The sequence below is a fragment of the Endozoicomonas sp. ALB091 genome (assembly GCF_049310265.1).
GTDB lineage: Bacteria > Pseudomonadota > Gammaproteobacteria > Pseudomonadales > Endozoicomonadaceae > Endozoicomonas.
In genome coordinates, this window is sequence record NZ_JBLYNQ010000006.1 from 195,440 (window position 1) to 207,892 (window position 12,453).

Here is a 12,453-nt window from a genome sequence, read left to right on the forward strand (position 1 = left end):
TTCCTTCATTCCAAATTTTTTAACATTTGTCACAACCAGGCATAAGGACTTGCCAGGAACCTGTTTGCTCTTTACAGGGCGGCCAAGTAAAACAATTACATTTACCCTCTGAGATAACCGACAGTTCTCCATAATTTTTGACCGATCTAACGGGGCTCCCGGACAGGCAAAGCAGGTTTTACCGTTTGCCTGTCCAGAGGACAGCGACTGGGAGCCTGTCGGTCAGGTTGATGACAGTTCAGCCAGTGTCTGCAAGTGGCGTTTAGATTTCTGGTGCTTTGTTAGATCATTTTTTATTGCATAGCTTATTTCGCACACCTCACACTTAAAGGGCTTCTCACTGGAGTGGAGGCGGCGGTTGTGGTCAATCAGGCCACTTTTCTGGATATAGCTTTTATCGCACAACTGACACTTATAGGGTCTCACGCCGGCATGGATACGGGTATGCAATTTCAGGCCACGGGCTTCACTGAAACTCTCTTTGCACACCCCACACTTAAAGGGCCTCGCGCTGGAATGGGTGCTGGCATGTCTTTTCAGGCCAGCGCTTTGGGCAAAGCCCTTGTCGCATAGCTCACACTTATAGGGTTTCTCGCCAGTATGGGCGCGGGTATGTATTTTCAGGCTAAAGGCATACCCGAAGCTCTTTTCGCATACATTACACTTAAAGGGCTTTTCGCCAGTGTGTACACGACTATGTTCTTCCAGATCCCACTTTCGTTTATAGCGCTTGTCACATTGATTACACTGAAAATACTTCTTGACAGTGTGCAAGACCTTTGTTGAATTTTCTATCTGAGCATCCGGTTCATTCAGTTTTGTTTCTATGGAAATATCAATATTGCCAGATTTATTACAATTTTCGTGGTTCGAAAATAGTGGGCGTTTATTTCCTTCACTATTAGCAGACGTAGAGACAATATCATCAAACTTAGGAAACATTGGAGAAGTCTTCTCCATTACTGAGCGAATGGGCGAATCAAAAATATCTTTTCGTTTGATCATTTCAGTAACATAGCCAGAACCAGCCGATTCAGTTGCTTTAACTTTTTTATTATAAAAAAGCCCATTTGTTATTCCGATCTCTTTGGTATCACATGTTGTTGTTTCAGTGGGCCAACCAAAAGTATCAGGGGAAAAAAAAAGGTAATCAGAAAATGGATTCATTTTTTTGTACTTTATTACTAAATTGTTTTCATTGTATTCAGTATTTGACCACTTTCCCAAGACAAAATTCCCTCATTCCAAATTTTTTTAACATTTTATTCAATACCGATTCTGAACCGGGAAAGCGTTGCCGAATGGCGATGAAGTGCGCTTTCCATGCTGCAACTGTTTTGCACAGTCGCAGTCATTTTCCCATTGATATGAAAATATCTCGGCATATACCTACAAAATGCTATTTCCAGCAGGCTCATCGTGTTTAACCACACAGTACGTGAGACTTTCCCTGTCAGTAACTCCTGACTTCCGAATGAAAACCGCGCTTTCCCATGCAGATTTACGTTTTGTCAATATTGCAGAATCAAACAGTTTAGTAGATCATAGCCGCCGCAAAACACCACATCATATAGTGCCAACCAGGCACGCATACCACTACCTGTAGATATTCCTCCCGAAAAGGCGCAATATCTCATTACTCTATTTGTCCGGAGACCCACCATGACTGAGATCATCAAACGCGATGGTTCACGCCAGCCTTTTGATGCACCACGCATCGTAAAAGCCGTTGCCAGCGCCCTCAATGATGCTCAGATCAAAGACCATGACTTTGCTGAGTACGTTGCGAAAAAAGTAGCCAGCACCGTGGAAGGTCTGGAACTGGTGGATATCTATGATATTCAGGATCAGGTAGAGCACCTGATGATGAGCAGCGAATACCATAACGCTGCCCGCAAATACATTGAATATCGTCAGATCCGGGATATTGAACGTGAGTCTCGTAATGCCCTGAGCCGGGACATTCTGAGCATTATCAACCAGGATAATGAAGAGCTGCTCAACGAAAACGCCAACAAAGACAGTAAAATCATCCCCACCCAACGGGACCTTCTGGCCGGTGTGGTCGCCAGGCACTACGCCAAACAGCATATTCTGCCAAAGCATATTACTGCGGCCCATGACCGTGGCGAAATCCATTACCACGACCTGGACTACGCGCCCTTCTTCCCAATGTTCAACTGCATGTTGATCGATATTGAAGGAATGATGACCAACGGTTTCCGCATGGGTAATGCGGAAATTGAAACGCCCAAATCAATCACTACCGCAGCGGCCATCACAGCCCAGATCATTGCCCAGGTTTCCAGCCATATCTATGGCGGCACCAGTATCAATGAGATTGACCGTATTCACGCACCTTACGTACGCAAAACCTTTGAAAAGCACCTGCAGCAAGGTATGCGCTGGATCCATGATGAAGGGAAAGCCCGTGAATACGCCATGGAAATGACCGAAAAGGATTGCTATGACGCCTACCAGGCACTGGAGTATGAGGTAAATACCCTGCACACCGCCAATGGTCAGACGCCGTTTGTCACCTTTGGCTTTGGTCTGGGTACCAGTTGGGAAGAGCGCCTGGTGCAGCAGTCCATTCTGAAAAACCGGATTCGCGGTCTGGGCAGAAACTGCAAGACACCGGTCTTTCCAAAACTGGTCTTTGCCATCAGAAAAGGGGTGAACTTCAGCCCTGAAGATCCGAACTACGACATCAAGCAGCTGGCACTGGAGTGTGCCAGCAAACGGATGTACCCGGACATTCTCAACTATGACAAGCTGGTTGAAGTGACCGGAAGCTTTAAAACACCCATGGGCTGTCGTTCATTCCTGGGGGTTTATGAAGAAGACGGCAAGATGATTCACGATGGCCGTAATAACCTGGGGGTCGTCTCACTCAACCTGCCCCGCATAGCAATTGAAAGTAAATGCAGTGAAGAGACCTTCTACCAGCTGCTGGAACAGCGTCTGCAGCTGGCGAAAGAAGCCCTGATGACCCGGATCCAGCGTCTGGACAGTGTCCGTGCACGGGTAGCGCCGATTCTTTATGTGGAAGGTGCCTGTGGTGTTCGCCTGAAGCCCGATGACAAGATCAGCGATATTTTCAAAAATGGCCGCGCCTCCATCTCCCTTGGCTATATCGGTATCCATGAGACGATCAATGCCCTTTATGGTGGCAAAAATGGTTCTGGTGATCTGTACGACAGTGAAGAGCTGCGCCAGAAAGCCGTTGCCATTGTGGAAACCATGCGTGCCGCGGTGAATAAGTGGAAACAGGAAACCGGCTACGGTTTCAGCCTCTACTCAACCCCGAGTGAAAGCCTGTGTGACCGTTTCTGCCGTCTGGACAAAAAGAAATTTGGTGTTATTCAAGGCGTGACTGAAAAAGGCTACTACACCAACTCTTTCCATCTGGATGTGGAAAAGAAGGTCAACCCATACGACAAGGTCGACTTTGAACAGGTATACCCCAAACACGCCAGCGGTGGCTTCATCTGTTACGGTGAGTACCCGAACATGGTCAACAACCTGAAGGCTCTGGAAAACGTTTGGGACTACACCTACGACAAGGTCCCATACTACGGCACCAATACACCCAATGACTCCTGCTACAGCTGTGATTATGAAGGTGAGTTCAACGCCACCAGCCGTGGTTTTGAGTGCCCGCAGTGCAAAAACCGTGACTCCGACAAGATGTCCGTTACCCGTCGTGTTTGTGGCTACCTGGGTCAACCGAACAGCCGCCCGTTTATTAAAGGTAAGCAGGAAGAAGTGGTTCGTCGGGTGAAGCACCTCTGATACGGCTGCCTGTTCCCACGCTCTGCGTGGGAACAGGCACCACAGGTACCATGGAAAAGCAAAGAGCATGAACTATCTCCAGTACTATCCAATCGATGTGGTCAATGGTGAAGGCACCCGCTGCACCCTGTTTGTCAGTGGCTGTGAACACCGCTGCCAAGGCTGCCATAACGCCACCACCTGGGATGCCCACAAGGGAACCCCTTTTGACCAGGCCATGGAAGACCGGATTATTGCCGACCTTGGGGATTCCCGCATCAAACGGGATGGGCTGTCGCTGTCCGGCGGAGACCCACTGTTTCCCGGCAATCTATCCGGCATACTGAAGCTGGTTCAGCGGGTAAAAGCCGAATATCCGCAGAAAAATATCTGGCTCTGGACTGGCTACACGCTGGAAGAGCTCAGCCAGGCTCAACAGGAGGTTTTGCAATACATTGATGTGCTGATTGATGGACGTTTTGAGCTGGATAAGAGAGATCTGTCACTGCCCTGGCGGGGCAGCAGCAATCAGAGAATAATTGATATTAATAATACACTGAGACAGATTACTTAAAGAAAATGAAACTTTGGGATCAAAATTTAGTCTATTGAGAGTAAATCAAGAATTTAAATACCTAAATATGATTCCCAATTCCAATTTAAATATCGCTCCTGACAGTACTGCTTCTAGCAGAAATGCTTCTAGCAGTAATGCTTCTAACAATATTGGACGATCTAATGAAGACCCGAATACTGATGCCCTGGCTTCATGGCTGGATCGTACCTTACAGGCCGTTTTTGAGGCTGACCCCAACATACCCAGAACCATAACTTATGAAATGAGAGCAACTGATGGTGCCTACCTGCGCGGAACCCGCCATTTATTAAATCCTGTTGCTCCCATGCCAGAATCTACTGCTGCACAAAACCCGGAACCTGTTCCACAACAAGAAACGTCGGATGCAAGTAAGGCTCAACCACCCACCGATGCACAATGCTCTGTCTGCCTGAGTGATTTTCAAAGTGCACCAGAAGCAGCATTTATCCCCGGATGTGAAACAGCAACGTGGATTCACTCTGACTGCCTGGCACAGCACACTCAATATCGAATCGCAGACCCCATAACAAATGATGAAACAAATGGCGTTGGCATAGCCTGCCCAACGTGCGATTCGTCCAAACACCACTCCATACCCGTCGACAAGCTTGCTCCACAGATATCATCCCCGGAATGTTTGCAGATGCTGCAAGATTTCCACCTGCAATCACAACTCCGAATTTTTGCCCGGGATCCGTTTTCCCCATTGCTTGGCCCTGTAGTGACAAAAAATGCTACATGCCGAGACTGCAATGAACAGTATTTTGTCAATCTGAGAGAGCCTGAACAGGCTGTAATCAGCTGCTCTGGACAAATTTACAAACGCAATATTGGTTACGTACCCTGTACTCGCAAGTTTTGCGCAAACTGTGAAGAAAAGCCCCATTTCAATAAGAGTTGTGATGAAGCACATATCATAAATCAGGAACAGCGGCTTTCTGATTTGACTGCAAAACTGCAGGTCTACCAGATGGCCCAGGCGGATGACAGTAGATTCAGGCCATGCCCGAAATGTGATAACCTCATTGAGAGATCTTCAGGCTGTAATCACATTCGACGGTCAGGCCTCCATGCACGTCAGAATGCAGCCGCAGATGCCAGTTTTTGTGACCATGACATTTGCTTTGAGTGCCTTAAAGATTGGAATGAGGCAGAACGTATTCAAAAACGAGGCATATTCAAAGTAAAATGCCATGATTTTTACCATTGTAATGACACCGGGAACCGTCAACATCTTTACGCCAGAAAAATTGCGGATTTAAACCAGGACATTCAAATTCTGAGAGGGAGGAGAGCTCCACAACCCCCCTTACACAGATTAAACAGATTTTTCTCTGGCAACAGTTCCTCCGCTGGCAGTTGATTTATTCTGCCAGATTTAACCAACCGCCAGCCAGATACCCACCCCCATCATCAGAGAACCGGCAATCCGGTTCAACACCCGGACATTACCGCTTTTCTGCAGAAAATGTCGCAGCGTTCTGCCACCGGCTGCGTATATATTCAGGCAGATAAATTCAATAACCAGAATAATGGCCACCAGAATAATCAGCTGTGGAGTCAGCGGCTGATCTGCTGAAATAAAGGGTGGTAGCAATGAGATAAAGAATGCCCATCCTTTGGGATTCGCTACCGCAGTAAAAAACCCCTGAATCATAAGCTCTCTGGCACCCGTCTCTTTTGGTTGCAGCCCCTCATGAGGAATGGCCATTTTCCCCCTGGACAACCACATCTGCCCCCCGAGGTAAAACAGATACACCCCCCCCAGCCATTTAAACACCGTAAAAGCGGCTGGATAGTTCAGCATCACCGCAGCCACACCGACCACGGCAAGCACGGCAATAAGCCCAACGCCCAACAGTTCTCCCAACATCATCCACAGCGCCCGGCGAATACCCACAGTCATACCCAGCGTCATGGCCAGGGTCATGCACATGCCCGGGGTGGCAGACACAAATAAAAACGTAGGAACAAACAGAACCAGCAGGGATAAATTGACCATATTTAACTCAATTCCAAAGGCATCCATTTGCCCAACGGCTTATCGTCTTAAAATAGCTATCCATCGTCCGATATTCAGCAAGCTTGCCAGTGCCGCAGCAACATAGGTCATTGCCGCGGCTTTCAGGACCTTTCTCGCCCCCGGTAGATCGTCTCTGGCAAGATACCCTTCCTCCAGAATTGGCAGGGCCTTGTTAAAACTGGCATCCATCTCAATGGGCAGGTTCATCAATTGCACCCAGAGTGAGGCAATCATCCCGGAAGCGCCCAATAGCAAAGTGATCAGGGTACTCTGGGGAAGCCGGGTGAATAAGAAAATAAAAGGCGTCACCATCAGGGCCATAACGCTGAACCGCTCAATCATCATGGCCATTTTTACCCGCTTCTGACGGCGCATAAACCCGGGGTGCTGCTCCTGATGCTGCAAGGCATGGCTGACTTCATGGGCAGCAACGGCAACAGCAGCGATGGTTTTCCCCCGATAGTGCCATGAGGAGAGCGAAACTACCCGGTTTTCCGGATCATAATAATCCTCACCTTCCTGACCTTCACGAACGGATACGCCATCCAATTGGAATCGTTCAATCAGGTGCTGTGCCAGCTCGCCGCCGGTGCCCTGAAGATCCGGTCGGTCTCTGCCATATTTACGGAACGTATGCCTGACCCAGAACTGGGGACCAAAAACCAGGACCAGAATCGCCAGCAATATCAGAATCAGAGGCATTTAATCCCGATCCTCAGTCTCCAGCCGGTCGATCTCTTCCCGAAACTCATTCAGATCCTTGAAATGACGATAGACGGAAGCAAAACGGATATAGGCCACCTCATCCAGCTGCTTTAATTCGCGCATAACCTCTTCACCCAGAATCCGGGAACTGACTTCCCTCTCCCCCATGGCCCGCAGGCGATGAGTAATGCGGCTCACCGCTTCTTCCAGCTGCTCAACGCCTACCGGCCTTTTTTCCAGGGCACGGGACATGCCCGCCCGCAGCTTATCTTCATTAAAAGGTTCACGGGTACCATCCCGTTTCACCAGCCTCGGCATCAGCAGTTCTGCTGTTTCATAACTGGTGAAACGTTCAATGCAGGACAGGCATTCGCGACGCCTGCGCACCTGGCTGCCTTCTGCAACCAGACGCGAGTCGATCACTTTTGTTTCAGCAGCACCACAGAATGGACAATGCATTGAGCAAATTAATCCTTGAGTTTTTGAGGGGATCAGGGGACACCATTTGCTATAAGTAGTTAACCAAATGAAATCATATATTTCTGACTAAGTTGTCAGTCACTCTGCGGCGTTGCAACTCCGGTCACATAGCTACGGCTATGCTCCCTACGTTGCGCCTTGCATAGCAACTGCCCACTTAGCCAGAAATATACGATTCCATTTGGCCAACTACTTATGTACCAAAGCAATGATAACCAGCTGCGGTTTTATTACAAGTTCCCGGTTTCTAACCGTATATCAGAACCAGAAGCAGTTTCAGCGACTGGAGCACTCAATGGAGAAAGCCGCTTATTAACCCTGGACCTCAATTGCGATCTATAAAAAAAGCCGCTGACCTTGCACTCATTCAAGGCACAGCGGCTTTCCGATACCACCCAAACAGTTACTTGTAAACCGGAAGGCGCGAACAGATTTCCAGCACTTTGGCTTTCACTGCGGCTTCCACCTGTGCATCACCGGAACCATCGCCCAGGGCATCCAGGACATCACAGATCCAGCCAGCCAGGGCTGCTGAGTCTTCTTCATTAAAGCCGCGACGGGTAATAGCCGGAGTACCGATACGAAGACCACTGGTTACGAAAGGTGAACGAGGGTCATTAGGCACCGCGTTCTTGTTCACCGTGATATTGGCACGGCCAAGGGCTGCCTCGGCATCTTTACCGGTGTATTCCTTACCGATCAGATCCATCAAGAACAGGTGGTCATCGGTCCCACCGGAAACGATATTGATACCCCGCTCCATCATCACCCGGGTCATGGCCCGGGCATTCTCGACCACCTGGGCCTGATAAGTCTTGAATTCATCAGACATAGCTTCTTTGAAGCAGACAGCCTTGGCAGCAATCACATGGCACAGAGGACCGCCCTGGGATTCAGGAAAGACGGCAAAATTCAGTTTCTTGTTCAGCTCTTCATCTTCAGCGGCCAGAATCAAACCACCGCGCGGTCCACCCAGGGTTTTGTGAGTGGTGGTGGTGACCACATCAGCAATGCCCACTGGCGAAGGATAAACGCCCGCAGCCACCAGCCCGGCAACATGCGCCATGTCAACCAGGAAGTAAGCACCGACCTTATCGGCAATATCCCGAAAACGCTGCCAGTCAACAATCCTGGAGTAGGCAGAAAAGCCACCAATAATAAGTTTGGGTTTATGCTCCAGGGCAAGGCGTTCAACTTCTTCGTAATCCAACTCACCGGTATCAGGTGTAATGCCGTACTGCACTGCATTATAGATTCGGCCGGAGGAACTGACGCTGGCACCGTGGGTAAGGTGGCCACCATGGGCCAGACTCATGCCAAGAATCGTATCACCGGGCTTCAGCAGGGCCATGAATACCGCCGAGTTGGCCTGGGAACCCGAGTGCGGCTGAACGTTGGCGTAGCCTGCGCCAAACAGCGCCCTGGCACGATCAATGGCCAGCTGCTCAACCACATCAACGTGCTCACAGCCGCCGTAGTAACGTTTGCCGGGATAGCCTTCAGCGTATTTGTTGGTCAGCGCACTGCCCTGAGCTTCCATAACTCTTGGACTGGCATAGTTCTCGGAAGCGATCAGCTCGATATGTTCTTCCTGACGCAGGGTTTCTGCATCAATAGCCGCCTTAAGCTCCGGATCAAATTCAGCGATGGTCATGTCCTTTGTGAACATTCATTACCTCGGTTGCCTGTTAACAGCCCGCCGAGGAGACTGTCGGACTTAAGACTGTCCTACTGCGGTTGCGATAAAATGGTCTAAAAATTCCTGCTTCTTCGTCAAATAGCCCCGCTATTCTCCTCAGAAGCAGAAATTTTTATCCTCAATTTCTCGCAATCCTCGCTACGGACGCTTAAGTCCGACAGGCTCCAAGAGGCTGTGAAATGCCTGGATATTGGTGGTGAAACGCTATTCTAATACAGCCCGCAGGAAATCGGCAGTAAAAACCACTCAATGTCCATGATGAATACCCTGTTTAACGCCTCTTTTACGCAAAGACAGGCCCAAAGGATTTTTGGCTCAGGAATGGCTCAGACGCCGTGCATTCGGCCCGCTCCCGGAACTGTGTCTGAGCAACAACGTTACCACCCCTGGCAGATAATCCAGCGAAATAATAAAAAATGCTGACAAACATTTTGAACCAGCAGTTAACTTCTCTGTCGAATAGATCCAACTCTACAAAAAACACGCCACAACATGATACCAGCAATCTGTTCACCCAACAGGACTGAACCACCCGTTGAACCCCCTGCACTTCACCGTTTTGGCATTGATTCCGAAGCCAAAGAGCACTGCTTCAACCGGTCAGTTGCCAGAGAGCCTCCTCACGAAAATTTTATACGTGATGAGATTCTGGATGATTTACAAACCATCCGGAGCGTCAGAACAATTACTACTGTCAATGCGACAGAACTCACGTTATTTCAAAATAAAGAGACGATTACCAGAATACGAAAGCTGAGAGACATGACCAATCTCGCCTTACTTCGGTTACAAGACACAGAAAACACGCAGGTGACTGCATTTACTCCCCCGGAGTCACCTGTCTCGTTGCTTGCCCATGAAGTCGGGGCCGCCCACGGTTCTGACCACGGTAATCGCCGCAAACTCAGGGCACGGATCCAGGCCAGCACTCACGGTGTTGTCCACGGGACCGGCGTTGTGGCGAAAAAGCGGTTCAAAAAAGGTCAATTCATCTCTCTGTATCACGGCCCACTGATATTCCGAATAAGAAGCCGACAGTCGGGCCAGCAACAAAAATTCAATGTATTCAAACTGGAACAGGGTAAAAAAGGGCCTGTTCCCCGATTTATGGAGAAAGATACTTTTGCTGCCTGGTCTGGCATTTTTCTCAAGTATTCCGGAACGCCCGGCATTGAGATTGGCCGTGATGCTGTCGGCCCCATTCGATATCTGAACCACTCCAAAAATGCCAATGTAAAAATCATCACACCCCGGGTATTGAGTAGATTTCCAGTTAATCAATGCGATCAGATTCTGTTAAGGGTTACTGCCCTGAAAGACATTGCCCTCGGAGAAGAACTGCTATTCGATTACGATCCGGGCCTACCAGAGTCAGAGATTGACTTTACGCTATCAACAGTAGAAAAACCCGGGCAAAAGAGTGCAATAGCTATTCATAATACTGTCAGGAAGGTTTATCAAAAAACGGTAGCAGGCTAAATGCCTGCTACCGGCAACGGTTTATTAATAGCACCTAACCAATTTCATGTTACTTAAAGGAAGCGAGATGTTTTTTTAAGTCATCAATATTCATCCAGGTTTGCTTACCGTTAAACATTGAACCCATTAAAAACTTTTGTAGCTCATTAATATTTTTCATTGTTAACTTATCCATATCTTTGCTTAGTTCAATTTTTAATGAAGACAAAAAAGAAGCAATATCTTCCAAAATTGACGGGTTATTAGATAAAATTATATTCAGTAGTTTTTTATTATTGTCATCCAGACCTGCCTTCAATTGTTCAAGTCTTATCGGATGAAGTGTTTTGCCACGAATACCCTGAATTTTATCCATGATATGACCGACTTGAATATCAAGTGATTCTGGCAGATCAACTTCTTTTTCCTTTGTTTTTGCCGACCTTTTCCTCCCACCCTTTAGACATTTTTCGTTCAGCTTTTTAACTCTCTGGATTATTTTTTCTCTTTGATTTTTGTCTGCCTTATTATCTACTGACGAGATACTGAAGTCTATTTCAGAGTCTTCCTGATTTGTATCATAATCAAATAACAGCTCTTCTCCCTTCTTAATATCTCTCAGGGCTACAACCGTCAGCTTAAGAGTTTCCCGGTCACCCCACGCTAACGAGTCCACATTTGTACAGCTGATCATTACATTGGGTTGCTTGGAGTGATTCAGGAATCGGATATCATGTTCACAGTCACGGCCAAGCTCAATGACAGGTACGCCAGCTTGGGCAATAGTAACGTTCGACCATGCAACATAAGTGTCGTTTTCCAGGATATTAACACCCGCAGTGTCAGCATCGCCCGGGGCCTTGATGGTAAAGACAACATATTTGCCATTTTTCGGATTAATGGTTCTGAACACCAATGGTCCATCGTAAGGGCATATTATCTGTTCCGCTTTGAAGTTTTGGTTAGCAATGACGCCGGTACCATGTACAACACCTTCTGTTGACCTTATGCATGGGGGAGGGAGATCGGTGCCCGGGGATGTTGGTGTCATTGCCCTTTCTGAAACAGGAGAGTCCGGGGAATACACCACCTCTTGACCATTAACAACCGTGATCCCGGCACCCTGATTTAAACGTTGAATTTGTTCGTCAACCGTTTTTCTGAGAGTTAACAATTGGTTTGTAATTCCTGAATAATCTTCCCAGGGAACTAATTCGATATTTCTGGCGCGTAAAAGAACCATTAAATAACCAAACACAGCTTCCATATCATTAAGGCAATTGTTGCAGCTGGGTGGCCGGGAATTAACGGAAGGCTGGGCGCTATTAACAATTGCTACATTCCTTTCAACCTGATCGAGTCGCATTTTTTTTGCCGGGGAAGGGGTACTTTCTGTTAAATCAGATTTTTCCTCTCTTGAGTAAGATGGACCCTTTGTCGGTGTTTGGCCAAACCCGATTCCAGATGGAAGCATTGATTTTATCCTTCATGGTTTTATTGGTATTCCACTTTTTCTGACCATAAAAACAGCTTTTAGTTCAAAAAATATCTCTATTATACTTTTTGATTTTTAGACCAATTTATCGCAACCGCACGACTGCATGGATGCAGGAGCCAGGGCAACGCAGGAGCAGTTGCCGCGCAGGGCAGTCTATTCTCGGTCAGCCTCCTGTGGGGTTGCCTGGGAGCTTCTCAGACAGCCTCCCAGAGAATCAA

The 12,453-nt window shown here is 47.9% G+C and carries 9 protein-coding genes; 3 read left to right on the forward strand and 6 right to left on the reverse strand.

What is annotated here, in order from left to right:
* Positions 1–222: 222 nt before the first annotated feature.
* Positions 223–1,227, reverse strand: a complete 1,005-nt coding sequence (locus tag ACO6UX_RS07920) for a C2H2-type zinc finger protein (RefSeq protein ID WP_422446489.1) — start codon at positions 1,225–1,227, stop codon at positions 223–225.
* A 435-nt stretch (positions 1,228–1,662) separates the two neighbouring features.
* Between ACO6UX_RS07920 and nrdD the strand changes: the two genes are divergently transcribed.
* Positions 1,663–3,795, forward strand: a complete 2,133-nt coding sequence (nrdD, locus tag ACO6UX_RS07925) for an anaerobic ribonucleoside-triphosphate reductase (RefSeq protein WP_422446491.1) — start codon at positions 1,663–1,665, stop codon at positions 3,793–3,795.
* A 67-nt stretch (positions 3,796–3,862) separates the two neighbouring features.
* On the forward strand, positions 3,863–4,348 hold the full coding sequence (gene nrdG / locus ACO6UX_RS07930) for an anaerobic ribonucleoside-triphosphate reductase-activating protein (RefSeq protein ID WP_422446493.1): 486 nt from the start codon (positions 3,863–3,865) through the stop codon (positions 4,346–4,348).
* Between the two features lie 1,402 nt (positions 4,349–5,750).
* On the opposite strand, the gene ACO6UX_RS07935 is transcribed toward nrdG, so the two are convergent.
* The 4 genes from ACO6UX_RS07935 to glyA form a co-directional block, all read right to left on the reverse strand.
* Positions 5,751–6,374, reverse strand: a complete 624-nt coding sequence (locus tag ACO6UX_RS07935; protein ID WP_422447901.1) for a LysE family translocator — start codon at positions 6,372–6,374, stop codon at positions 5,751–5,753.
* Positions 6,375–6,413: 39 nt separating this feature from the next.
* Positions 6,414–7,097, reverse strand: a complete 684-nt coding sequence (locus tag ACO6UX_RS07940; protein ID WP_422446495.1) for a zinc metallopeptidase — start codon at positions 7,095–7,097, stop codon at positions 6,414–6,416.
* Positions 7,098–7,559, reverse strand: coding sequence for a transcriptional regulator NrdR (gene nrdR / locus ACO6UX_RS07945; protein ID WP_101746570.1), 462 nt, complete (start codon positions 7,557–7,559; stop codon positions 7,098–7,100).
* A 424-nt stretch (positions 7,560–7,983) separates the two neighbouring features.
* A complete protein-coding gene (glyA, locus tag ACO6UX_RS07950) occupies positions 7,984–9,249 on the reverse strand; it encodes a serine hydroxymethyltransferase (RefSeq protein WP_422446497.1) in 1,266 nt (421 codons plus the stop codon).
* Between the two features lie 522 nt (positions 9,250–9,771).
* Between glyA and ACO6UX_RS07955 the strand changes: the two genes are divergently transcribed.
* Positions 9,772–10,758, forward strand: a complete 987-nt coding sequence (locus tag ACO6UX_RS07955; protein ID WP_422446499.1) for an SET domain-containing protein — start codon at positions 9,772–9,774, stop codon at positions 10,756–10,758.
* A 49-nt stretch (positions 10,759–10,807) separates the two neighbouring features.
* Here the strand turns inward: ACO6UX_RS07955 and ACO6UX_RS07960 are convergent, their stop codons facing one another.
* Positions 10,808–12,211, reverse strand: coding sequence for an SET domain-containing protein (locus tag ACO6UX_RS07960; protein ID WP_422446501.1), 1,404 nt, complete (start codon positions 12,209–12,211; stop codon positions 10,808–10,810).
* Positions 12,212–12,453: the final 242 nt, after the last annotated feature.